This is a genomic window from Streptomyces sp. NPDC046759, from assembly GCF_040645475.1.
Classification (GTDB): Bacteria; Actinomycetota; Actinomycetes; order Streptomycetales; family Streptomycetaceae; genus Streptomyces.
In genome coordinates this window covers 114,716-138,078 of the sequence record NZ_JBEYYJ010000024.1, presented here as the reverse complement: position 1 = coordinate 138,078, position 23,363 = coordinate 114,716, and the positions used below count along the sequence as shown (strand labels likewise).

Genomic DNA, 23,363 nt, shown 5'->3' with positions numbered 1-23,363 from the left:
GTGTGAAACAGTCGGGCGAGGTCGACAGATACCGATGAGTAACATCCTTGAAAGGGAAAAGACTTGTCGCGCTCCACGACATCCGGACAGCGCCCTCTGCACGTCCTCACGCCGTCCAGCGACGATTCTCTGATCGCCGCATGGGGCGGCGGAAAGGCGGAGAACCTCCACACCCTGGCCAACTCCGGTTTTCACGTGCCCACCTGGTCCGTTCTCGGTTTGGACGTGTTCGCGGAATTCTGCCGTGCCAGTGGACTGGACGAGCAGCTGGTACGACTGCTCACCGACGGCTGGCAGTCGGAGGCGCGACGGGTCGCCGAGGAGATCGCGCGTCTGATCGAGGCCGCACCGCTCCCCGAGCGCGTCGGCGAGGTCATCGCCCTGGCCTATCGTCAGGCCGGCGGCGGCGCGGTGGCCGTCCGTTCCTCCGGGGCGGAGGAGGACGGCGCCCGGCACTCCTTCGCCGGCCAGTTCGACAGCTTCCTCAACATCCACGGCCTCGACGAGGTGACCGCCCATGTCCGCCGCTGCTGGGCCTCCGGCTTCTCCGAACGGTCCCTGCGCTACCGCGCCCAGCGCCGGCTGCCACCCGATGCCGCCGGTGTCGCCGTGATCGTTCAGCGCATGGTGCCGGCCGAGTGCAGCGGGGTCCTGCTCAGCGCCGACCCGACGACCGGCCGCAGCGACCGCCATGTGGTCAGCGCGGTGTACGGGCTGGGGGAGGGACTGGTCTCAGGCGCGGTCGACGCGGACACCGTCGTCCTGGACGCGGCCACCGGCGAGCCGCTCACCACGGTGATCGGCGACAAGCGGGAACGCTACGTGGCCGGGCCCGGACCCGGCTGCCAGGTGCGGCCCGTCGCCGACGAGCACCGGTCGGCGCCGGTTCTGACCGCCGCCCGTCTGGCCCGGCTGCACGAGGCCGGGGTCCGTGTCACCGCCTGCTACGGCGCCCCCCAGGACATCGAGTGGGCCATGGCCGACGGCACCCTGTGGATTCTGCAGAGCCGCCCGGTCACCGCCCCGCCTCCCGCGCCCGAGCCCGAGGGCGAGCTGCGGATCTGGGACAACTCCAACATCATCGAGAGCTTCAACGGCGTCGTCTCCCCGCTCACCTTCAGCTTCGCCGCCGACACCTACGCCAAGGTGTACGACAGCTATGCCCGCGCCCTGGGCGTCCGCGGCGAGCAACTGCGCGAGGTGCGGGAGTGGACCCCGCACCTGCTCGGCTATGTCCATGGACGGGTCTACTACAACCTGTTCCACTGGTACCGAATGGTGCGCCTGGCCCCGCTGTACCCGCTCAACCGCCGGGTGCTGGAGAAATCGCTCGGGGTCGCCGAGAGCATTCCGGACGAGGTCGCCGACACGCTCCATCCGTTCACACCGCGCCCGGGAATGCACGGCCGGTTCTCACGCCTGGCCCGCACGGTGATCTTCGCCACGAGATTCCTGACCATCCGGAAATCCGTGGAGACCTTCCACCGGGATTTCCACCGGTCGTACATGATCTTCAACAATGTCGACTACGACGCCCTGCCCGGCGAAGAGACCTACCGCCGATTCCGTCGGCTGCAGCGCGAACTCATCGAAAAATGGGGTCCGATGCAGGCCCTGGACGCCACAATTCTGCTGTCCGTGGGGCTGCTGGCGCTGCTCACGCGCAGCTGGCTGCCCGAGGCACCTGAGTGGTTCACCTGGGCCGCGGCCGCCCCCGGCGGCGCCGTGGAGTCCGCCGAACCGGTGCGGGCACTGCGCGAGCTGGCCGACCGGGCGCGCGCCGACGAAGATGTCCTGTCCCTGCTGGAACACACTCCCGCATCCGATTCCTACCGGGCGCTGCGCGAGGCCGGTCACACCCGGTTCCTGGCCGCCGTCGACGCGTACGTCGCCGACTACGGCTACCGCAGCCCCGACGAACTCAAGCTGGAGGTCCCCGACCTGTACGAGAACCCGGCAGGGCTGTTCACGTTGCTGCGTGACGCGTTGTCGGACACCGGGGGAGACGGCGCGCCGGAGCGTGGCGGCGAGGCCGACGCCTATCTCGACGAGCACCTGCGCGGCCCGCGCCGCCTGCTGTACGAGCGGGTGCGGAACAAGGCCCGGACGGCCCTCGCGGACCGGGAACGGCTCAGGTTCTGCCGCACCCGGGCCTTCGGCGCGGCCAAGCGCATGCTGCGCGCCCTGGGCCGCGACCTGGCGCGCGCCGGCGCCATCGACGTCTGGGACGACGTGTTCATGCTGCGCCTGGAGGAGATCGGCGGCGCCTACGAGGGAATGATCGTCCACACCGAGCTGCGGGAGCTGGCCGCGTTGCGCCGCAGGCAACTGGCCGTCGGCACGGTCCTGCACGCCCCGCCCCGTTTCGCCACCCGTGGCGCCCCGTACTGGTCGGGCAACCTGGACCGGGCGGGCTGGACCGGCGGCCCGGCCGTCCGCAGCGGCGCCCGAGAACTGCACGGCACCCCCTGCTGCCCCGGCGTCGCCGAAGGACCCGCCGTGGTCACCGACACCCCCCGCGACATCGGCGGCGGCATCCTCGTCACCTACCGCACCGATCCGGGCTGGGTCGTCGCGCTGCCGTCGGCCGCCGCCCTCGTCATCGAGCGCGGCAGCCCACTCACCCATGTCGCCGTCGTAGCAAGGGAGTTGGGCATTCCCACGGTGGTCCAGGTAGAAAACCTCACCACCGAGATCCGCACCGGCACCCGGCTCCGCGTCGACGGTGCCGCCGGGACGGTCACCGTACTCACCGACCCTGCCGACGACGGTACGACCGCCACTCAGGACGGCCCCGGAACGGAGACCCGCCCGTGATCCTCACCGAGGAGCAGCTGCAGGACCTGCTCGACAAGTCCCTCGCCGAACTGCCCCACGGCAAGGAGTGGGCCGTGACCCTCGAAGGCTCCATAGCCGAAGGGTTCGGCAACCCGTCCTCCGACATCGACTTCCTGCTCATCGGCCGCACCGAGGACGACCTGCCGACCATGCCGTCACTGCTGTTCCTGGACGGCCGCCGGGTGGAGATCCGCACCCGGTCGGTGCGCCAGCTGACCGGCCAGTTCCGGGCGGTGGAGGAGCGAGCCAAGCGGCCCGGCCGGCTTTCCGAAGACCTCCTCAACCGCTGTCAGCGGCTGCTGCACAGCCACCCGCTGCGCGGCCACGCCCTGGTGGCGGAGGTGAAGGCGTTGCTGCCCGTCGAGCGGTTGCGCCGGATCACCGCGGACTGGTGGGCGCACCGGGCCCGCCAGTCCCTGCGGCATGCGATGGCTCTGCTGTACCTCGGCGAGAGCGACGAGGCGGTCGACTGGACCCGCGCCGGACTCGTCCAGACCGTCAAGTCCTGGGCGGCCGGCCTGGGGGAGACCTACCTCGAACCCAAGTGGCTGTCCCTGCAGCTGGACCGGGCCGGCCGGCCGGACGTGCGTGACCGCTACTGGGCGCTGGAGGCCGGCGCCCCCGCGTCCGGCGACGCCGACGCCGCCCGCGCCCACCTGACCGCCTGTCTCGCCTTCGCCACGGATCTCGGGCTCACCGGCGGCCCCTGGCGGCCCGAGCGGCTCACCCTCGAACGCGTGGCCGGGGTGACCACCTGGCAGACCGGCGAACGGGTGCATGTCATCCGCGCACGGCGGGAGCTGTTCGCCCTGGGCGACGACGCAGGTGCCGTGTGGCGTTCCCTCGTCCTGCGCCGGCCGCTGCCCCGCGTGCTGGACGCCGCCGCGGACACCGGCGTCGCCGACGCCGGAGCGCTGCTGGCCGTCTTCCTGCGCTACGGGCTGATCCGCCTCGCCTGGAAGGGGGCCGGCACCGTCACCCCGTCGCTGCCGCTCGCCGCCCCGCCCGGTCCCGTCACCCCGCCGCCCTCCGCGGCGCAGCCGTTGCTGTCGGTGCACGGCGCCGCTGTCACCGGCCCCCGCGCCGTCGACCTGATGCCGTTGCCCGCCGACCGGTTCGCCGCCGCCGCCATGTCCCTGGTGTGGTCCAACGTGGTCGCAGAGAACGCCGTCGAGGATCTGACCGGCGCCCTGCGTCGCGGCCAGTGGAGGGTCGCCGAACTCACCGCGCGGCGCGCCGTGCACGCCGCACTGCGCGGACTGCTCAGCGCCCACGGGGTGCATCCGCTGCCCGCCGACTCCGACCTCGTGCGTCGCCTCGACCTGCTGCCGTCCGGCACCGGCCCGATCGCGGCCCACGCCGGGGAACTGCTGCGGCGCGCTGCCGAGCCGACCGAGGACGGCGATGCCCTCCTGAAGCGGCTGCGTAACTTCATCGCCCAGGTCCGCGGCGCGGTGGGCGCCCACACCTTCCCGCTCTCCTTCGACTCCGCGCAGAGCTGGCGGGCCACCTTGCAACTCGGCCACGACTGGCTGCGCATGGGCGCCCACCTCGACGCTCAACTGCCCATCGAGGAAGCCCGCGACCTGCTGGCCGCCGACGGCACCCAGGCCCACCAGGCCCGGTGACGGCACCAGGCCCACGCGAAAACTCCCACCGACCCACCGCCCGGAGGATCCACCGATGCCCGACCCGATGACGGTGCTCGTGACCGGCGCCGGCGGCTTCGTGGGCGCGGAGGTGACCGCCCGGCTCACCGCCGCCGGCCACACCGTGCTGGCACTGCTGCACCGCACGCCCGACATCGTCCGCAACGACGGCAGCGAACTCGCCCCCGTCCCGGGGACGTTGATCCCGGTCACCGGTGACGTCACCCTCCCGGGCCTCGGGCTGAACCAGGAGGAACGGCGGCTCGCCGCCACGGCCGACCGGATCGTGCACTGCGCCGCCGTCACCGACTTCGGACTGCCGGACGAACCCTACGACCGCATCAACGTGGCCGGCACCCGGCACGTCCTGGATCTCGCTCTGGCCGGTCCCACCCCGCTCGTGCACGTCAGCACCGCCTATGTGTGCGGGGAACGCGACGGCACCGCCCGGGAGGACGAACTCGACGTCGGCCAACGGCCGGGCAACGGCTACGAGAGGAGCAAACTCGCCGCCGAGACCATGGTCCGCAAGGCCGCGGCGGACGGCCTGCCGACGACCGTGGTGCGCCCGAGCATCGTCACCGGCGCCACCCGCACCGGCCGCGTCCGCGAATTCAAGACCGTCTACCCCGTACTCCGGGTCCTCACCAGGGGCTTGGTGCGTACCGTGCCCGGCCACTACGACAGCGTCCTCGACCTGGCTCCGGTCGACCGCGTCGCCGACCTGGTCACCGAGGCCGCCCTCCGCTTCGAGGAGGCCCGGGGCCGAACCCTGCACGCCGTCGGGCACGAGCTGACCCTGCGGGACTTCTCCGACGTCCTGGCCGAGTACCCGTGCCTCCACGTCCCGCGGTTCGTCCCGCCGTCCGCGTTCTCAGCCGAGGCCCTGACCGGCCGCGAGCGCCTCTACTACGACCGTGTCATCTCCCTGTACGACACGTACTTCCGGCGGCGCGTCCACTTCGACGACGCCCGCGCGGCCGCTTTCAGGGGCCGCCCTGCACCCACGGGTGCACGGCCGTACCTGCGCCGTCTCCTCGACCACTGCCTCACGACCGGCTACCTGGGCCCGGCGCCGCGCCGGGAGCCGGCCACCGCCCTACCCGACGGGAGCACACACCGATGACCCCCGACCACCCCGCCGACCCCCCGCACGGCATACCCGTCTCCCCGCGGCTGGCGTGCCACCCCGCGAAACGGCGGCTGTACGGCGCGGACACCTACTACCAGGAGGCCTACGAACAACTCGCCGCGCTCACCGACGACGTCACCGGCTTCGCCCACCGGCACGCCACGCTGCTGCTCAAGCCGGACGCCGTGGTGGCCCGCAGGCTCGAGGCGGCGGTGGACTGGCTGGCCGGGCGGGAGTTCAGGATCGTCGGGGCGGCGGTCACCCGGCTGACCCGCACCATGATCCGCTCCCTCTGGTACTTCCAGTGGAACCTGGCCACCCCCTACCGCAGGAGGCTCGCCGCCCTGTTCCTCGAGGACGCCGACGCCCTCGTGCTGCTCGTCCGCCACGCTCACGACCTGGGCATCCCCGCGTCGGTCGAACTCACCCGGCTCAAGGGGCCCACGGATCCCGACGCCCGGCGGCCCGGCCAGCTGCGCCATCTCCTCGGCCGCCACAGCTATCTGCTGAACCTCGTGCACACGCCCGACGAACCCGCCGACGTCCTGCGGGAGCTGGCCGTCCACTTCGACGACACCGCGCGCGGCCGCCTCTTCCGCTCCGCTCTCGCCGGCGAGAACCGCACCGTGGACGCCCTGGAGCTGACCGGCCGGCTGTACGCGGCCGCCAAGCCTCGGGACCTGGACTTCGAACCCGCCGTCGAACGGCTGCGCGACGCCGTCTCCCGGCACACCGGCACCGACCCGACGGCCACCCCGCGCACGTTGCTGGAGACCGCGTGGGAGGAGGGGATCGACCTCGACCCATGGGACACCGTCGTCGTCGGCTCCAAGGTGCTCCCCATGCGCGTGCCCGGCCGCGCCCCTGTGCTCGACGGGGCCGATGCCGGCACCTGGCGCCGCCACCTGGACGCCATCCGCGCCAACCGGACCTGAGGAGCGGCCCATGCAGTTCAGCCGGACACTCCCCAAGGACCTGGTGCACCGCTCCGCGGTCGCCGAGGTCTTCCTGACCGACGCGGAGCGCCGCTGCGAGGACGAGGTGCTGCTGGCCGCGCAGCTGCCCCGCCGCCACGCCTTCTACCACGACACCCTCGGCCCGCGCACCCACCACGATCCGCTGCTGCTCCTGGAAGCGTGCCGACAGGGCATCTTCGTGGTGGCCCATCGCTGTCTGGGCGTCCCGCCGGAACTCAAGTTCCTGCTCCGGACAGTCGAGTTCGAGGTGCCGGACCAGGCGGCCCTGATCTGCGGCGACCATGCCACCGAGGCCGTGATCACCACCCGGGTCGAGCACCGGTTCCGCACCGGGGGCGTGGTGACGGGCCTGCGGCTGCGCTTCACCGTGGCCATCGGCACCCAGGAAGCCCTGCTGGCCCGCATCGCCTACTCCTGGATGCCGCCCGGGGACTGGATGCGTCTGCGGGCCGGACAGAGAGGTGCGCTGGGCCTGCCCGATGTGCCCGTAGCCCTGCCCGGTTCCCGTGTCGACCCCGCCCTCGTCGGCCGGCGCGACCCGGCCAACACGGTCATCTCCCCACCGCGCACCGCCGGCGACGGGAGGCGCACAGCAGGGCTGGTCGTCGACACCGCACACCCGACCCTGTACGACCACTGGGTCGACCACGTCCCGGGCATGCTGGAGCTGGAGGCCTTCCGCCAGCTCGCCCTCACCGCTGCCGTCTCCGTCGGCACCGTCCGCACACCCGCCGCGCTGCCCGTCGGCCTGGCCGCACGGTTCCGCTGCTTCGCCGAGATGGACCTTCCGCTTCACTGCCGGACCGCTCCGGTCCTGCCCGGCGCCGACCTCGAGTGCACCCTCCACCAGCCGGGCGCCCTGGCCGCCGAGGCCCGGATCAGGCTCGCCGACCCGGACCCGGACGCCCTGACAGGTGCTCTCGAGACCTCGGCGGCCCACGGAGCCGCATGACCCCGACCGCACTCACCCCGGCACACACCCGAACAGGAGAGTCTCCGGAGTGACCGTCGTCACCCTTCCTCAGGCACCCGCCCGGCTGGGCCGCTTCGTGCTGCGCATGTTCCCGCCGCACATCTACGTCACCTACGGACTGCTGTGGGCGCTCGCCCTGGAGAGCTCGGCGGTCGCCCTCACCGGCGCGGCCTGGCGGCCGTCCGCCGCCACCTGGCTGCGGGCCGTGAGTGTCGTGCTGGCGCTGCTGTTCCTGCGGATGCTGGACGAGCAGAAGGACCTCGCCTACGACCGTGTGCACCACCCGGACCGGCCGCTCGTCACCGGCGCGATCACCATGGCCGAACTGCGCGGTGCCATGGCGGCGATCACCGTCGTGGGGACGGCCCTGAACGCCGCTCTCTCGCCCACGGCCGCCCTGCTGTTGCTCGCGGCGCTCGGGTACGGGCTGCTGCTCGCCGCGCTGGAACGGCTGTCACCCGCGGTACGCGACCGGCAGCTGCTCGAACTGGCGGTCACCTACCCGGTTCAGGTGCTGCTCGGCATCTACGTGTACGGGTCGCTCGTCGCCGCCGGGACCGTCATCGCCGACTGGCGCGGCACGGCGCTGCTCGCCCTGTGCGCCTGCGTCTTCCTGCACTTCGAGTTCGCCCGGAAGACGGCTTGGGAGGCGCGGCCCGGTGCCCGCCTGTACTCGGCGGACCTCGGCGCCCGTCGCAGCGCGGTTGTCACCGCAGGCTTCGCGGCCGGTGCGGTCGGCTGCCAGGTGCTGCTGTTCGCACCGGCCGGACCGCTCGGGCTGTCGCCCTGCCTGGCGGCGGCTCTGCCCGCATGGGGGACCTGGCGGTTCCTGGCCGTCCGCCGTGGCGGCTGGCCGATGCCGACCGCGATGGGATTCGTCGTGGCCACGTACCTCGCGCTGGTCGCCAGGGCGGCGCTGCGGCCATGACGGACGAACCTGCGCTGACGTGCACGGAGTTGCTGACCACCACGCGGACCGTGCGGCGGGGCCTGGACCTGGACCGCGTGGTGGACACGGAACTGGTCAAGGACTGCCTGCGCATCGCCCTGCAGGCACCCAACGGCAACAACCGGCAGAACTGGCGCTGGATCCTGCTCACCGACCCGCGGATCCGCGCCGACGTCGCCGAGGTGTACCGGGCCGCCTTCCACGACCGCAACGCCGCCGTGCTCGAGAATCCGGCGGAGCTGCCCGAGGCCACGCGCTCCGTGCTCACCGCCGCCCGGTCACTGGCCGACCGGCTGCACCGGGTGCCCGTCCTGGTCCTCCCGTGCCTCGAAGTGGGCGACGGGCGGCTGCCGGAGGGCAACCAGGCCGGTCTGTGGGCGTCGTTGCTGCCGGCAGCCTGGAGTTATGCGCTCGCGGCCCGCAGCCGCGGTCTGGTCACCGCCTGGACAGCGGTCCATCTGGACCGTGAGCAGGAGGTCGCCGACCTGCTGGGTCTGCCGCCCACCGTCCGCCAGGGCGCCCTGCTGCCGACGGCGTACCCCGTGCGCGGCACGTTCCGCCCGGGCCCGCGGCTGCCCCTGGAGCAGGTTCTGCACCACAACGGCTGGCAGGGCGCTTGACCGGTGAACGGCTGGTTTACGGCAGCAGGTTGCGCACCCGACGACGCCGATCGTTCGTCAGACGGACGGTGGACTCGGTCAGCCGAGCTTGAGGAGTCCGGATTCGACGACGGCGTGACCGAAGGGGCTCGCGAGTTCCGCGAGACGCTCGCAGCCGTCGTCGCCCAGGGCGGCGTAGGCGGGAAGGGCCAGGCGGTCGGTGCGGTCCTCGATGTGCCGGCGCAGGAGTACGCCCTGCGCGCTGAGCGAGTCTCCGTCGAGGAGACCGCGTTTGCGCAGGTGTTCCTCGGTCTCGGCCCACTCCTCATCGGGCCACGCGCGGCTCGCCTTGAGGAAGTCGGCCGGAATCTCGCCGGAGGCGGCATGCAGGATCAGGGCCTCCAGGCCGCCGACGTCCTCGCTCAGCAGGCACGCGACATGGCCGTCCCCACGGAACTCCCGCAGCAGCGTCTGGGCGTGCCAGAGCTGCAGTACCGGGTCCTCCGGCCACGGGAGTGCGGCATGGGCGGCGAACAGCGGGCGGCCCTGCATGTGTTCGCAGGCCGCTTCGGCGGCCCGACGGGTGAGGGCCAGCACCTCGTCCAAGGCGGGCAGCTCGTGGATTCCCGCCCGCCGCAGCGCCTCGCCCGCGGCCGCGTACCGCGCGTCCAGCACCTGCTGCGGCGTCGCCGTGTCCCACGCCCCGTCGACCGCCCGCCGTACGAAAGCCGGGTTGAAGTTGTAGAAAGTCGAGACGATCAGTTCGGCGGACGCTCTGCCGAAAGCGGCGCTCCGGGAGGCGAAGTACCCGGCGCGTCCGCTCAGTCCGAGGTCGGCGTAGCGTCGCCTTCCCTCGGGGACGAAGTAGATCATGGCGTGTACGGGCTCGAGGCGGCGCCAGGCCGCGCGCGCTGTCTTCACGGGTCACCTCTTCGGAATCGACGAACGGGACGTTCTGCGGCTCAGTACTCGCCGTGCGCTCGCAGGTGTTCGAGCAGCAGGCGGCTCAGTGCCTCGGGTGCCTCCTCGGGGACCCAGTGGCTGACGCCCTGAAGGGTCTCGAACCGGTACGGCCCCCTGACCCACCGTCGGGTCTCCTGTGCAGCCGCCGGGCCGAACGCGCTGTCCTGTGTGCTCCAGACGTACAGCGTGGGCGCGTCGACGACGCCGATCGTGCCGTCGGGGCGCCCGGCCCGGTACCAGTTGAGCGCCGCGGTGAGCGCGCCGGGCTGGGACAGGTGCCGGACGTAGGCCTCGGCACTGTCCGGGGGGACCTTCCCGGCGTACAACTCGCGGAGCTCCCGGGCAGCGTGGGCGAGCATGCGCTGTTCGGTCGCGGGTGTCTCGCGCCAGTCGATCATGTAGTGGGAGCGTTCGCGCTGATCCTGGTCGGTGCGCAGAGTGGTGGCCAGAGCGCCGGGATGAGGGGTCGAGACGACGGCCAGGGTGCGTACGCGGCCGGGGTGGGCATGAGCTGTCCACCAGGCCACCGCGCCTCCCCAGTCGTGGCCGACCAGGTCGAACGCCGCCCAGCCCAGTTCCCGGGTGATCGCGACCACGTCGTCGACGAGGAGGTCCATGCGGTAGTCCTCGGGCCGCTGGGGGCGGGCGCCCGGGGAGTATCCACGCTGGTTCGGCGCCACCACCCGGTAGCCGCGCGCTGCCAGCGCCCCGATCTGCCGTTGCCACACCAGCCCTGTCTGCGGGAAGCCGTGCAGCAGCAGCACCGGGCGGCCCGTGGGCGGACCCGACACGATCGCGTCGAACACACCCGTGGCGGTGGAGATGCTCAGCTCGCTCACCCTGCGCCCCTTCATACCGACTGGTCGGTAGCCTTCAGGGGGAAGGCCGGACTGTCAAGGACGCGAACCCGCGCGTGGCGCCGTAGTTGAACATGACGTCGGATTCAACTATAACGACGAGTTCGTGTCGCCTGCACCCGGCATACCAGCCAGGTCATGGGGACGACCGCGGGAGAGAGGTATGCATACCGTGTCGAACATGGCGGAAAAGGCCCGAACAGCGGTCCTGGTCGACTTCGGCGGGGTCATCACTTCGTCTGTGCTGCGGGCTTTCACGGACTTCGGCGCATCGCTCGGCGGCGATCCGCGTCTGCCACTGGATCTCCTCGCCAGGGACCAGCCGTCACGCACGCTCCTGGCCGATCATGAGTGCGGCCGTATCGACGCAGAAGCCTTCGAGCGGGGATTCGCCGAACGCCTCCGTGTCCACGGCGCCGACGTAACGGCCGAGGGTCTCATGGCGCGGATGCAGGCGGGACTGTCGATCGACGAGAACATGCTCGCGCTGCTCGGCGATCTCCGGGCCGCCGGCCGTCCGGTTGCGCTGGTGTCCAACTCGTTCGGTACCGGGACCTACGACGGCGTCGACCTCGCCGCCGTCGCCGATGTGGCCGTCATCTCCGCCGAGGTCGGGATGCGCAAGCCCTCCCGGCGCATCTACGCGATCGCCTGTGAACGCCTCGGTATCGATCCCGAGGAAGCAGTCATGATCGACGACCTGCAGCAGAACCTCGACGGAGCGGCCAGGATCGGCATAGCGGGCGTGCTGCACACCGGTGCCGCCGACACCCGCCGCCAACTCGCCGAGCGCTTCGGGATCACCGCCTGACCCCGTACGCCGGGCTTCTGGCCCCGGTGCCGGATCCCAGTACAGTTTCCGGGATGGACAGCACGTCGCCCCAGGAGGGCCCCGGCGAGGAGGCGCCTCCCATGGCGCCCCCGTCGCACCTTCGCGAGCCGCCCACGACGACGCGAGGCGCGCGGACGCGGGGCGCCCTGATGAAGGCCGCGCGCAAGGTGTTCGAACGCGATGGTTACCTCGACACCCGCCTGACCGACATCACCAAAGAGGCTCAGTGCGCGGCGGGATCCTTCTACACCTACTTCGCCAACAAGGAAGAGGTCCTTGCCGCCGTCCTGCTGGAGGCGCAGGAGGACATGCTGCACCCCGGCATCGGCCGGGTGCGGGACACCGACGATCCCTATGCGGTTCTCGAGGCGGGCAACCGCGCGTATCTCGAGGCGTACAAGCGGAACGCCCGACTGATGGCACTGCTCGAGCAGGTCGCCCAAGTGGAGCCGGAGTTCCGTGAATTCCGGAGCCGACGCGCTGACGCCTTCATCCGCCGAAACGCCCGTGGCATCGCCGACCTGCAGGCGCGGGGTGTCGCCGACCGCGAGGTCGATCCGATGCTGGCCTCCCGTGCGCTGTCGGGCATGGTCAGCGTCATGGCCTACCACGCCTTCGTGCTCGGCGAGCGGCAGGAGCAGGGCTCTGTGGTGGACTTCGAGGAGCTCGTGTCCACGGTCACCCGGCTCTGGGCGAACGCCCTGCGGTTCCCCGGCCACCGCTGATCCGGCGGCTCGACACGGCGTGGTCCGCGGGCCTCGGTCACTGCGGACGTCGTCGAAGCCGACGCCGGACGTGAACCGTTGGCCCCCAGCCATGGGTGGGGCGTCTCGATCGGGTGTCCCCGACGATGCCCTGGTCGCGGTGGTGCGAGAGGGGACGGTGTCCGCGCCGGAGGATTTCGGCGAAGCCGACGTGGCCTGGGACCGGGGCGCCCGGGGCGTGCCGCTCGGCGAGGGGCTGCGCGCCGCCCGCCGGGCGCTCCGCCTGCCGGTGGAGACCGCCTCCGCCCTGTTCAGCGCCCGTCGTCGCGCCGACTTCCTGCGGAGCCTGCCGGTGCCGCACGGGCCTGGGCGAAGACCCGTGAGGGCACGAACGTGTGTGAACTGAACCGTTGCTGACGGGCACGCTCGGCTGACCGTCCCGGGCCGTCCTGAGGCCCCTGCCGCCCCGCGCACGTTTCAGGGAGGATGCGGTTCGCCGGGCGGGGATCAGCGGACGGCGGTGGGTCAACGGGAGGGGTCGAGAAGGATCTTGCGGACACCGGCGGTGCGGTTGCTGAACAGTTCGTATGCCGCGGGGCCGTCGGAAAGGGCGAAGTGGTGGGAGACCACGGCCTCCGGCGTGATCCGGCCGGCCTGCGCGAGGGGGATCAGAGCCGGGAGTTCGTAGTGGATCGAGCAGAGCCCGATGGCGAACTCCAGCTCCTTGATCTGGGCCAGTTCCATGTGGAAGGGAAAGGCCTTGCTCTGGCTGACGCCGACGACGCTGACCCGTCCTGCCTGCCGGACGGCCTTGAGGGCCAGCCCGATGGTGGCGTCCGAGCCCACGGCCTCCACCACGGCGTCCGGTCCGCGCCCTGCCGTCATCTCCCGTACGGCGGCTCGCGCGTCCTCGCCCCCGACGGACTCGACGCCCAGGGTTTCGGCGAAGGCCCGGCGCTCCGCGACCAGGTCCACCCCCAGCACACGGGCTGCACCCATCACGAAGGCCGCCTGCGCGGCCATGAGGCCGACCGGGCCCAGGCCGATGACAAGCACCGTCTCGCCGGGCTGAATGCGGGCCCGGCGGCAGCCGTACCAGGCCGTGGGGGCGTTGTCCGTCAGGACGACGGCCGCCTCGTCCGAGATGCCTTCGGGCAAGTGCACCAGGTTGACATCGGCATGGGGCACGCCCACGAACTGGGCTTGGCTTCCCGGAAGGTGCGGGCTCACTCCGTAACAGAGATCCGTCGGCGCATGGGCCCGCTCGCACCTGGCGGTGAGTCCCTTCGCGCAGGTTCCGCACTGCGTGCAGCCGACCGAGGCGGGAACCAGGACGCGGTCGCCCGGCTTGAAGCGAGCGACCCGGTCGCCGGTGTCGACGACCACGCCGACACATTCGTGTCCCGGGGTGTAACCGGTCTCGGAGGTGAACCCGTGGCCGCCGTAGATGTGCAGGTCGCTGCCGCAGATGCCGGCCGTGGTGACCTGGATGACCGCGTCGGTGGGGCTGGTGACGGCCGGGTCGGGGACATCCTCGAAGCGGATGTCGTGGGGGCCGTGGTAGGTCAGTGCCTTCACTGGATTGACTCCCGCAGCGCGCCAAGGCGCCTTCATCAGTCATTAATGCACGTGTATTACTTCGGCGGGGCGACGCTAGCATGGGCATCCGTGACAGCACATGAGACGCAGGCCACGTCGCCCCGGAGCCGGAAGGCGGGTGACACGCGCGCCACCCTCATCCGGGCCGCCGAGCAGTTGTTCGCGGCGAAGGGCGTCGACGGTGCGTCGCTCAACGAGATCAAGCGGGCCGCCGGCCAGCGCAACGCGATGGCCCTGCAGTACCACTTCGGCGACCGGACGGGTCTGCTGCGCGCCGTTCTGGACAAGCACCTTCCGGCGGTGGACGCCCGCCGCGAGGTACTGCTGCAACAGTACGAGGACAGTGGCGCCGAGGATCTCCGCTCCCTGGCCGCCGCACTGGTGCTGCCGGCCGCCGCGAAACTCGCCGACCCCGACGGCGGCCGCGAGTTCCTGCAGGTCGTGGCCGAACTGCTCAACCGCCCCGAACCCCTGGTCGAGGTCGTCGTGACGGAGGGGTCGAGCATCTATCCCTGGCGGCGCCTGGTGGAGCCGTTGCTGGCTCCGGAGTCCGTCGCGGTGTTCCACACCCGCTTCACCGCCATGCGGTTCTGTCACGCCGAACTCGCCGCCCGGGCCGCCGGACGCCCTCGCAGGGACGACCGGTTGTTCACCAGTCGGCTGGTCGACCTGGTCACCGCGGTGCTGGCCGCGCCGGTGTCCGCACAGACCGCGCGACTGCTGCAGGACCGCAGCCCCAAGGGCCGGGTCGAGCGGAGGGTCTCCGCGCGCTGACCGGTCCGGTCGCGCAGCGGAGCTGGCCAGCAGGTGGGATGCGGGGCGTGGTGAACATCACACACCTCGACATACCTACTGGTCGGTACTCTGCGGCGAAGCCCTGAACGACAGGAGACGCGATGTCCGTGACCAACCGACAGATCCGTCTGGCAGCCCGCCCCGTTGGCGAAGTGAAGCCCGAGGACTGGGAGCACTGCTCCGGGCCCGTCGACGAGCCGGGCCCCGGGCTTTTCGCCGGCCGGACGCGCGTCATCTCCCTGGACCCGGCCATGCGGGGCTGGCTGGACGACCGCCCCTCCTACCTGCCGCCGGTGGGCGTCGGCGAGGTGATGCGCGCCGGATCGGTCATCGAGGTCACCGCCTCCAACCACCCCGATTTCCAGCCGGGTGATCACGTGGTCGGCGCGTTCGGCGTCCAGGAACACGTGGTCTCCGACGGCAGCGGCGCCATGAAGATCGACACCTCCCTGGCCCCGCCCTCGACGTATCTCGGCGCGCTGGGCATGCCCGGCATGACCGCCTACTTCGGCCTGCTGGACGTCGGGGCCCTGAAGGACGGCGAGACCGTCGTGGTGTCAGGGGCGGCCGGCGCGGTCGGCACCATCGCGGGACAGATCGCGAAGGCCAGGGGCTGCCGGGTGGTGGGCATCGCCGGAGGACCGGAGAAGTGCGCGCTGCTCACCGACGAGCTGGGATTCGACGCGGCGATCGACTACCGCGCCGAAGACGTCAGGAAAGCGCTGCGCCGCCACGCTCCCGACGGTATCGACGTCTACTTCGACAACGTGGGAGGGGACGTACTCGACGCCGCCCTGACCCGGCTGGCGATGCACGCCCGTGTCGTGATCTGCGGTGCGATCAGCCAGTACAACAACGCCACGCCGGTCAAGGGCCCTTCCAACTACCTCTCCCTGCTGGTACGCCGCGCCCGCATGGAGGGCTTCGTCGTCTTCGACTACGCCGAGCGCTACGCCCAGGCAGCGCAGGAGATCTCCGCCTGGATCGGCGCCGGCCGCATCAAGGTCAAGGAACATGTGGTGCGGGGGAGCGTGGACGACTTCCCCGAGACGCTGCAGATGCTCTTCCGCGGGCAGAACGTCGGCAAGCTCGTACTGGAACTGGCGTAACCGCCGTCGTCGGCGTGGGCCGCCGCCCCGCGTCCTGTGGACGCCTGCGACAGGGGCCGGACCGGACCGGCCGTGCGTGACAGTCGGCCGCCATGCGACCGCCGCCTCGTGCGAAGCGACGGTCGCGGAGCGGTCGGTGTCACCGGCCGGACGGCAGGCAACCCTTTCGTCCCGGGCGGAGGGCGGAGCCCGTCAGCCGTGGGTGCTGGGGACGTAGTAGTAGCAGTCGTGCCGCCATGTGCTGTCGCCCTGAAGGTTTGCCAGCACACTGTTACCGGTCTGCTTGCCCACGACGCCGTCGACGGGGATACCGGAGGCGGACTGGAACCTCTCGACCCAGCTCCGGGTCCCGTTCCCGAACCTGCCGTCCACCGCCAGCGGGCGGTCGTTGCCGTTGCGCGCCGCCCAGTTGTTGACGCTCTCCTGCACGCACTTCACTCCCCAGCCATGGCTCCCGTACCGGAGCGTGGCCGCGGCGGACGAGGCGTCCGCCGTCATGGACAGGCCGCCGGTGATCACCGTCACGGCAGCGGCCAGCAGGCCGATCCTCGTAGCCGTCTTCCGAATGGACATCTGCTTTCCGTTCGTTCGTCCGGATGGAAACAGTGGCCCGTGACAGCGGGACCCGCCCATGCGCCGGCCGGGTCCCGCTCGTGCCACCGAACCCTGTCTAGGCCGATTCGGTTGTCCGGTGTCGGCGAACCGGCACCGGACAGCATCGGCCGGACAACGACGGCGAAGCCACGCAGGTCAGACGGGTGGGGCAGGTGCGCTCCCCCCCCCTGCCCGCCGCGTCATGAGCAGGGCCGGTTCGCGGCCGGTTCGGGCATGTACTGGTCCCACTGCCGCGCGGTGACTTTGCCGGTCGCCGCGCACAGCCGCCGGATCGCCTGGTCGGGGTCGAGGGTCCACAGCCGTACCGTGTGGTCGTCGCTCGCGCTCGCGAGGGTGTGGCCGTCGGGGCTGAATGCCACGTCGTCGATCGGCCCGGTGTGGCCGACGAGAGCGGTTCCCAGCTGGGACGGGTGGTCGGGGTCCGTGACGTTCCACAGGTCCACGGTGTGATCGTCGCTGCTGCTGGCCAGGGTGTGACCGTCCGGGCTGAAGGCGACGCCGTACACGAAGCTGGCGTGGCCGGTCAAAGGTTCGGCCCTGGCCACCGGCCGTGCGGGGTCGGTGACGTTCCACAGTCGTACCGTGTGGTCGACGTTGGCGGTGGCCAGGGTCCGGCCGTCGGGGCTGAACGCCACCCCGTACACACCGCCGCTGCGGGCGGCGAGAGGGTGGCCCAGCGGCACGGGCTTCGCGGGACGGGTCACGTCCCAGAGCCGGGTGGTGTCGTCCGCCGAGGCCGTGGCCAGCACATGTCCTCGTGGGCTGAAGGCCACCGCGGTGACCGGTCCGGAGTGGACGGCGAGGGGCTCGCCCAGGCCGCCGGCGTTCGCCGGCCGTGAGACGTCCCACAGGCGAACCCGCCGGTCGTGCAGACCCGCGCTGGCCAGTGTCCGGCCGTCCGGGCTGAAGGCGACCGAGTTGACCTCACCCCGGTGGCCGGTGAGCGCCTGTCCCACGAGCGCGGCACGCGCGGGATTCCGGACGTCCCACAGCCGGATGGTGCCGTCCCTGCTGGCGCTGGCCAGGAGCCTGCCGTCGGGGCTGAACGCCAGTTTCCGCACGGCGTCGTGATGGCCGGTGAGAGGACGGCCGAGGGAGGTGGGCTGTGCGGGATCGGCGACGTTCCACAGCCGGATGGTGCTGTCGGTGCTGCCACTGGCCAGGATGTGCCGTACGGGGCTGAACGCCACGGTGTTGACGTAACTCGGGTCCGGAAGGAGGGTGCTCGGCAGACGCCAGAGCCTGACGGTATGGTCGGCACCGGCCGAGGCCAGGCTGTGCCCGTCGGGACTGAACGCCAGCCAGTAGACGTATTCGGTGTGACCGGTGAGGGGCTGCCCGATCGGCACGGGCGCGGAGGGGTCCATGACGTTCCACAGGCGGACGGTGTGATCCGCTCCGGCGGTGGCCATGACTCGTCCGTCGGGGCTGAAGGCGACCGCGTACACGGAGTCGTGGTGATCGGTCAGGGGCGCCCCGAGCGACACCGGGGCGGCCGGGTCCGCGACGTTCCACAACCGGACGGTGTGGTCGTTGCCCACGCCCGCCAGGAGGCGGCTGTCGGGGCTGAAGGCGACGGCGTACACGGTGTCCTTGAAACCGGTGAGCCGTCCCAGACGCTGTGGCCGGGCGGGGTCGGTGACGTTCCACAGCCGAATGGTGTGATCGTGCCCCGCGCTGGCGAGGGTGCGGCCGTCGGGGCTGAACGCGGCCGAGGCCACGGCGCCGTGGTCGTGACCCTTCAACGGTTGTCCGAGCCGTCGCGGGTGGGCCGGATCGGCGACGTTCCACAGCTGGACCGTACCGTCGTCGCTCGCGCTGGCGAGCGTGCGTCCGTCCCGGCTGAAGGAGACGGAGAAGACGTAACTCCTGTGGCCGGTCAGCGGCTGCCCCCAGGGGACGGCGTGTGCCGGGCGGGTGACGTTCCACAGCCGGACCGTGCGGTCGCGTCCGGCGGACGCCAGAGTGTGGCCGTCGGGGCTGAAGGCGAGCCAGTACACCCACTGGCTGTGGCTGGCGACGGGGTGGCCGAGCGGCACCGGGGCGGCCGGGTCCGCGACGTTCCACAGCCGGATCATGCCGTCCGCTCCCGCAGCGGCCAGGGTGCGGCGGTCGGGGCTGTAGGCCACCGCGTACACGGTGCCGCTTCCGGCGGCCAGGGGCCGGGACACCGGGGCGCCGGCGGCGCTGATCAGATCGGTGCGCAGCTGCGGCAGCGGGCGGATGCGGTAGGCGGCGATGTCCAGTTGGGCGGCGAGCGAAGGGTCGGTCTCCCGTAACTGGCCGGCCTCGGCCTGCACCTCTCCCGCGATGGCGTTGTTGCGTTCGGCCTGGGCGGTCGCGCTCTTCTTGAAGGCCACGGCGGCGGCCACGGAGGCGACGAGCGCGAGGACGCACACGGCGGCGATTCCGGCGCGGCGCAGCCGGGCCGCGCGGTCCGCGTGCCGGACGGACGCGGCGAGGAATTCCTCGACGCGGGGGCCGGGGACCAGTGTGTCGCCACGGGTGGCGGCCCACTGACGCGCCACGGCCAGGACACCGCCCCGGTACAGGGCGCCGGGGTCGCGCCCTTGCCGGTGCCAGACGGCGGCCGCGTCGGTGATCTGCTGGTGCATGAGCAGACCGGCCCGGTCCTCGTCGATCCAGCGGCGCAGTCTGGGCCAGGCGTGCAGCAGAGCCTCGTGGGTGAGCTCGGCGCCGTCCCTGTCCAGGGTGACCAGCCGGGCCCGGGCGAGCAGATCCAGCACGGCGCCGGTGTCCGGGCCGAGGTCCTCGCGCAGTACGGGCCGTTTGGTGTCGTCGGTGCCGTCGCCGAGCGCCACCATGCGCAGCAGGACGGAACGGGTGAGCCGCTGCTGCTCGGCGGTCAGCTGCTGGTAGAGGGCCTCGGCGGTGTTGGCCAGGGCGTGCGTGATGCCGCCGGCGGCCTCGTAGCCGCTCAGGGTGAGCGTGTTGCCGCGGCGGCGCAGCCAGGTCTCCCGCATGGCGTGGGAGACCAGCGGCAGGACGTTGGCCTGTCCGGTGGCCTCCGCCACGACCCGGGCCAGCAGGGCCGTCTCCACGGCGCATTCGGAGCGGACGGCCGGCCGGCTGACGGCACGGCGCAGTTCCTCCGTCGACATGGGGCCCACGAGCAGTTGGGCGTCCTGCAGGGCGGCGACGAGTTCGGGGTGTCCGGAGCAACTCGCGTAGAAGTCGGCCCGGACACCGATGACCACGCGGGTACGGCTGTTGGCGGCCTGGGCCGCCGTGAGTAACGCGGTGACGAAACGGTCGCGTTCGTCCTTGTTCCGGCAGAGGGTGAAGACCTCTTCGAACTGGTCGACGACCAGCAGCAGATCCGTGCCGTCGGGGCAGTCCGCCGTGGCCAGCGCCTGCAGCACCGCCTGGTGCAGGGCCCGGGGGTCGCCGCTCAGCTCCCTGTGCAGTACCGAGGCCGTGCCCTTGGCGAAGGCCGCGAGCCGGGCCGCGCACTCCTCCAGCGGGTGTGCTCCCGGGGTGAACAGCAGGGCCGGCCATCCGGAGCCGGCGTCCGGGCCGCCCCCGCTCACGTGCGGGACCAGACCGGCCCGCAGCAGCGACGACTTGCCGGATCCCGACGCCCCGAACACCGCGACGAACCGATCGGCGCGGACCCGGGTGACCAGGTCCTCCGTGAGTCGTTCCCGTCCGAAGAACCAGGAGGCGTCCTCCGGCTGGAAAGCCGCAAGGCCCACATAGGGGCATGGCCGGGCCTGCTCCGGCCCCGCAGCAACCCGCCCGTCCGGCGCCGCGGGGGCGAGGCCCGCGGCGACCTCGTGCCAGCGCGCCTTCCACTCCTCCTCGTCGCCCCCGCAGGCCCGGACGAAGGCGAGCGCGACCTCCAGACTGGGCAGCTTTCTGCCTCCGGCCGCGTCCGCGAGTGTCGTCGACGAGTAATGCGCCTTCGCCGCGAGCTGACGGTAAGTGGGCTTGCCCGCTTTGTCGCGCAGCAGACGCAGCCCTGCGGCGAATTCGGTCAGCGCGCTGCCGTCGTCCGCCAACGGCTGTTCTTTTCTTGGCACTTGTGCTCCCCCAAGGTCCGTGAAGCGTCGCGGCGAGCCTATTGTCCGCAGCCCGTTGTCCGGGGCGCCTTCGCCGACACCGGACAACGTGCGATGCCGTAGAACCGACTCGGCGACGGCGGAGACGGGGGTGCCGCTGACGCCGTCCGGGGACGGATCAGCGGTCGTACGGCCGAGACGAATGCCATGTGAACGCCTCTCCCCGGTCCCACCTTCTCTTCTCCCTGAACGTGAGGAGTTCCGGAATGCTGACGAACACTCCTGCAACCCCGCGCCCGGTGCGGCGCTCCCGGCGGGCCGTCGTCGGTCTGCTGACCGCCGTGGTCGCGGCCGGTGCCCTGGCGGCCGTGCCGGGCCAGTCTTCGGCGGCCACCTCGCCGACGGTCAAGCCGGCCGCCACCTCGTCGGAGATCAAGCTGGCCCAGCGCGATCTGAACGGCCTGGCCTACGACGCCGGTGGCGTGGACGGTGTCGGCGGCCCCAAGACCAAGGCGGCCACGCAGTCCTTCCAGAGCGACCGGTGCCTCGGCGTCGACGGCGTCATCGGCCCGCAGACCCTCGCCGGACTCACCTCCGTGGTCAAGCAGGTACAGGCCAAGGCCGGAGCCCCGGCCAACGGTGACTACGGAACGGCCACGACGAGCGCGGTCAAGAGCTACCAGGCCGCCCACCACCTCTCGGCGGACGGCATCGCCGGAGAGCAGACCATGAAGGACATGGGTATCGAGCGGCTCGTCAAGAGCTGCCACGCCACGACCGCGCTCCGGGCCAGGATCGTGAAGACCGCCAAGAGCCAGATCGGGGTCACGGCCGACTCCCGCCGGTGCGTTCCCGGCAAGCCCTACAGCGTGTGCGACGAGTGGTGTGCGGCCTTCGCCACCTGGGTCTGGCGGCAGTCCGGCGTCGACATCCCCTTCATGACGTACGTACCCAACGTCTACGACTGGGCCGTCGCGCACCACAAGTGGGTCGGCACCAGCGGCCTCGGCACCGCGAAGCCCGGAGACCTCATCATCTACGGCAGCGCGCACAACCGGTACCACATCGGCGTCGTCGACCAGGTCAGCGGCGGAACCGTGCGCGTCGTCTCGGGCAACACGTCCAATCCCGCCCGTCCCGGCCAGTACGGCGTCTACGACAAGAGCTACCCGCTGTCCGGGTCCGTGTTCTACGGCCTGGTCCGCCCGTAGCGGGCCACGCCCGCCCCGCCGGTCCCTGCCGGTGCCTCCGGCGTCGCAGGGACCGGTGCACGGCGTCGTCGGAGCCGGTCCTCGGTGTCGTAGGCCCAGGACGGCCGGCGGCACCGGCCATGACCGACCACGGAACCAGAACGGAGAGACAGCGATGACGTATCCCCATGCCCGCAGCGGTGCGGTGGGCAGAGCCGGGTGGCGGGTCCGCGGTGCCACGGTGCTCGCCGCCGGACTCGCGGCCTTGTGCATCGGCCCCCACGGCGCGGCCCACGCGGGCACCACCGAGGCCACCGAGGCCACCGGGGCGGCCCGATCCACGTCCATGGTGCGCGGGCTCGACGTGAGCGGCCACAACCCCCACGTCGACTGGAAGGCGACGGCTGCCAACGGCGCCGCATTCGCCTACGTGAAGGCGACCGAAGGGGTCAGCTACACCAGCAGCTACTTCTCGCAGCAGTACAACGGGGCAGCCGCCGCCGGCCTGATCCGTGGCGCCTACCACTTCGCCCGCCCGGACGCCTCCGGTGGACGTGCGCAGGCCGACTACTTCCTGGCGCACGGCGGGAAGTGGACGCGCGACGGCAAGACCCTCCCAGGAGCCCTGGACATCGAGGCCAAGGCGCAGGGCGACGCCTGCTGGGGGCTCGGCCGCAGCGCGATGATCAGCTGGATCACGGCGTTCGTGAACGAGTACCACGCCCGGACGGGTCGCCATCCGGCCATCTACACCGCCGCCGGCTGGTGGGCGACCTGCACCGGGAACTACCGGGGTTTCGGCGGGACCGACCCGCTGTGGATCGTCAACCAGTCCGGCACGCCCACCCCTCTGCCCGCCGGCTGGAGCACGTACACCGTCTGGCAGACCGCCGCCTCGGGCACCTTTCCGGGGGACCAGGACGTCTTCAACGGCAGCCTGCAGGACCTCAAGACGTTCGCCCGGGGTGACTACACGCCTCCGCCTCCGGCTCCCAGCTGGCCTCTGGTGCAGCAGGGGCAGGCAGGCCGGCAGGTGACCACCGTGCAGTACCTGCTCGGCGCCCGCGGAGCGTCCCTCACGGTGGACGGTCGGTTCGGGACGGGAACCCGGGACGCCGTGGTCGCGTTCCAGAGGGCCCAGGGGCTGACCCCCGACGGCGTCGTGGGGCCGAACACCTGGCAGCACCTGGTCGTGACCGTGCGGGAAGGAGATACCGGCGCGGCTGTACGGGCGGCTCAGGACGAGTTGAAGGCCCATGGCGCCGCTGTCGCGGTGGACGGCCGGTTCGGGGCCGGAACCCGGGACGCCGTGATCACGTTCCAGAAGTCCCGGGGGCTGACCCCGGACGGCGTTGTCGGCCCGAACACCTGGATGCACCTGGTGAGTTGATACGGCGGCCGAGTCGCCCGGTCCACCGCCCCGCTCCACCCGGCCGGCGTCGACGCCTGGTCTGGTGGATCGGGGCGGTGGACCGGTGGCGAGTACGCCAGATCCTGTCAGCTGCGCCGGACCTGCCGAAAGCCCACTTCGTCGGCAACGATCGGTCATGAGCGCGGCGC

Annotated in this window: 19 protein-coding genes; 14 read left to right on the top strand and 5 right to left on the bottom strand. The window is 71.8% G+C overall.

The features are described 5' to 3' along the window. The first annotated feature begins 63 nt into the window (after positions 1-63). From ABZ919_RS29075 to ABZ919_RS29045, 7 genes are read left to right on the top strand one after another with little or no spacing between them, the layout of a single operon-like run. On the top strand, positions 64-2,817 hold the full coding sequence (locus ABZ919_RS29075; RefSeq protein ID WP_361253373.1) for a phosphoenolpyruvate synthase: 2,754 nt from the start codon (positions 64-66) through the stop codon (positions 2,815-2,817). Continuing rightward, positions 2,814-4,466: a nucleotidyltransferase domain-containing protein gene (locus tag ABZ919_RS29070; protein WP_361253371.1), complete on the top strand. Its 1,653-nt coding sequence runs from the start codon at positions 2,814-2,816 to the stop codon at positions 4,464-4,466. Before ABZ919_RS29075 ends, ABZ919_RS29070 begins: the two co-directional genes overlap by 4 nt. Positions 4,467-4,521: 55 nt before the next feature. Beyond that, positions 4,522-5,613 carry an SDR family oxidoreductase gene (locus tag ABZ919_RS29065; protein ID WP_361253369.1) on the top strand — a complete coding sequence of 364 codons (1,092 nt, stop codon included), beginning with the start codon at positions 4,522-4,524 and terminating at the stop codon, positions 5,611-5,613. Continuing rightward, on the top strand, positions 5,610-6,554 hold the full coding sequence (locus ABZ919_RS29060; RefSeq protein ID WP_361253367.1) for a nucleoside-diphosphate kinase: 945 nt from the start codon (positions 5,610-5,612) through the stop codon (positions 6,552-6,554). The genes ABZ919_RS29065 and ABZ919_RS29060 overlap by 4 nt, the downstream gene beginning before the upstream one ends. A gap of 10 nt (positions 6,555-6,564) precedes the next feature. Then, positions 6,565-7,548, top strand: coding sequence for a ScbA/BarX family gamma-butyrolactone biosynthesis protein (locus ABZ919_RS29055; protein ID WP_361253365.1), 984 nt, complete (start codon positions 6,565-6,567; stop codon positions 7,546-7,548). A 49-nt stretch (positions 7,549-7,597) separates the two neighbouring features. Further along, entirely contained in the window at positions 7,598-8,497 is a 900-nt protein-coding gene (locus ABZ919_RS29050; protein WP_361253363.1) for a hypothetical protein, read from the top strand. Then, on the top strand, positions 8,494-9,138 hold the full coding sequence (locus ABZ919_RS29045) for a nitroreductase family protein (RefSeq protein ID WP_361253361.1): 645 nt from the start codon (positions 8,494-8,496) through the stop codon (positions 9,136-9,138). The genes ABZ919_RS29050 and ABZ919_RS29045 overlap by 4 nt, the downstream gene beginning before the upstream one ends. Before the next feature lie 78 nt (positions 9,139-9,216). On the opposite strand, the gene ABZ919_RS29040 is transcribed toward ABZ919_RS29045, so the two are convergent. Next, the gene (locus ABZ919_RS29040; RefSeq protein ID WP_361253359.1) at positions 9,217-10,038 is read right to left on the bottom strand and encodes a hypothetical protein; all 822 of its coding nucleotides are present in this window, start codon (positions 10,036-10,038) and stop codon (positions 9,217-9,219) included. Between the two features lie 41 nt (positions 10,039-10,079). After that, positions 10,080-10,919: an alpha/beta hydrolase gene (locus tag ABZ919_RS29035; protein WP_361253357.1), complete on the bottom strand. Its 840-nt coding sequence runs from the start codon at positions 10,917-10,919 to the stop codon at positions 10,080-10,082. Between the two features lie 199 nt (positions 10,920-11,118). Here ABZ919_RS29035 and ABZ919_RS29030 point away from each other — a divergent pair, with 199 nt between their 5' ends. The 3 genes from ABZ919_RS29030 to ABZ919_RS29020 all read left to right on the top strand — a co-directional run bounded on the left by ABZ919_RS29030 (position 11,119) and on the right by ABZ919_RS29020 (position 12,879). Beyond that, positions 11,119-11,748 carry an HAD family phosphatase gene (locus ABZ919_RS29030; protein WP_361253355.1) on the top strand — a complete coding sequence of 210 codons (630 nt, stop codon included), beginning with the start codon at positions 11,119-11,121 and terminating at the stop codon, positions 11,746-11,748. Positions 11,749-11,801: 53 nt separating this feature from the next. Next, the gene (locus ABZ919_RS29025) at positions 11,802-12,494 is read left to right on the top strand and encodes a TetR/AcrR family transcriptional regulator (protein ID WP_361253353.1); all 693 of its coding nucleotides are present in this window, start codon (positions 11,802-11,804) and stop codon (positions 12,492-12,494) included. A gap of 139 nt (positions 12,495-12,633) precedes the next feature. After that, positions 12,634-12,879 (top strand): hypothetical protein, encoded by a 246-nt coding sequence (locus ABZ919_RS29020; RefSeq protein WP_361253351.1) that lies wholly within the window; start codon positions 12,634-12,636, stop codon positions 12,877-12,879. A 119-nt stretch (positions 12,880-12,998) separates the two neighbouring features. Here ABZ919_RS29020 and ABZ919_RS29015 read toward each other — a convergent pair whose 3' ends face one another. Beyond that, entirely contained in the window at positions 12,999-14,051 is a 1,053-nt protein-coding gene (locus tag ABZ919_RS29015; protein ID WP_361253349.1) for an alcohol dehydrogenase catalytic domain-containing protein, read from the bottom strand. Positions 14,052-14,141: 90 nt separating this feature from the next. On the opposite strand from ABZ919_RS29015, the gene ABZ919_RS29010 reads away from it, so the two are divergent. Beyond that, positions 14,142-14,846 (top strand): TetR family transcriptional regulator, encoded by a 705-nt coding sequence (locus ABZ919_RS29010; RefSeq protein WP_361253347.1) that lies wholly within the window; start codon positions 14,142-14,144, stop codon positions 14,844-14,846. A gap of 122 nt (positions 14,847-14,968) precedes the next feature. Further along, positions 14,969-15,976, top strand: coding sequence for an NADP-dependent oxidoreductase (locus ABZ919_RS29005; protein ID WP_361253345.1), 1,008 nt, complete (start codon positions 14,969-14,971; stop codon positions 15,974-15,976). 192 nt (positions 15,977-16,168) lie between these two features. Here the strand turns inward: ABZ919_RS29005 and ABZ919_RS29000 are convergent, their stop codons facing one another. After that, the gene (locus tag ABZ919_RS29000) at positions 16,169-16,549 is read right to left on the bottom strand and encodes a peptidoglycan-binding domain-containing protein (RefSeq protein WP_361253343.1); all 381 of its coding nucleotides are present in this window, start codon (positions 16,547-16,549) and stop codon (positions 16,169-16,171) included. Between the two features lie 221 nt (positions 16,550-16,770). Next, a complete protein-coding gene (locus tag ABZ919_RS28995) occupies positions 16,771-20,634 on the bottom strand; it encodes a helix-turn-helix domain-containing protein (protein WP_361253341.1) in 3,864 nt (1,287 codons plus the stop codon). Positions 20,635-20,879: 245 nt separating this feature from the next. On the opposite strand from ABZ919_RS28995, the gene ABZ919_RS28990 reads away from it, so the two are divergent. Together ABZ919_RS28990 and ABZ919_RS28985 are read left to right on the top strand one after the other, a co-directional pair. Next, positions 20,880-21,824 (top strand): peptidoglycan-binding protein, encoded by a 945-nt coding sequence (locus ABZ919_RS28990; RefSeq protein WP_361253339.1) that lies wholly within the window; start codon positions 20,880-20,882, stop codon positions 21,822-21,824. 154 nt (positions 21,825-21,978) lie between these two features. Then, the gene (locus tag ABZ919_RS28985; RefSeq protein WP_361253337.1) at positions 21,979-23,193 is read left to right on the top strand and encodes a GH25 family lysozyme; all 1,215 of its coding nucleotides are present in this window, start codon (positions 21,979-21,981) and stop codon (positions 23,191-23,193) included. Positions 23,194-23,363 lie beyond the last annotated feature (170 nt).

Bases quoted from the DNA above. Each gene is read 5' to 3' on its own strand.
- ABZ919_RS29065 (WP_361253369.1), top strand. From the start codon at position 4,522: ATGCCCGACCCGATGACGGTGCTCGTGACCGGCGCCGGCGGCTTCGTG.
- ABZ919_RS29060 (WP_361253367.1), top strand. From the start codon at position 5,610: ATGACCCCCGACCACCCCGCCGACCCCCCGCACGGCATACCCGTCTCC.
- ABZ919_RS29055 (WP_361253365.1), top strand. From the start codon at position 6,565: ATGCAGTTCAGCCGGACACTCCCCAAGGACCTGGTGCACCGCTCCGCG.
- ABZ919_RS29045 (WP_361253361.1), top strand. From the start codon at position 8,494: ATGACGGACGAACCTGCGCTGACGTGCACGGAGTTGCTGACCACCACG.
- ABZ919_RS29030 (WP_361253355.1), top strand. From the start codon at position 11,119: ATGGCGGAAAAGGCCCGAACAGCGGTCCTGGTCGACTTCGGCGGGGTC.
- ABZ919_RS29025 (WP_361253353.1), top strand. From the start codon at position 11,802: ATGGACAGCACGTCGCCCCAGGAGGGCCCCGGCGAGGAGGCGCCTCCC.
- ABZ919_RS29005 (WP_361253345.1), top strand. From the start codon at position 14,969: ATGTCCGTGACCAACCGACAGATCCGTCTGGCAGCCCGCCCCGTTGGC.
- ABZ919_RS29000 (WP_361253343.1), bottom strand. From the start codon at position 16,549: ATGTCCATTCGGAAGACGGCTACGAGGATCGGCCTGCTGGCCGCTGCC.
- ABZ919_RS28990 (WP_361253339.1), top strand. From the start codon at position 20,880: ATGCTGACGAACACTCCTGCAACCCCGCGCCCGGTGCGGCGCTCCCGG.
- ABZ919_RS28985 (WP_361253337.1), top strand. From the start codon at position 21,979: ATGACGTATCCCCATGCCCGCAGCGGTGCGGTGGGCAGAGCCGGGTGG.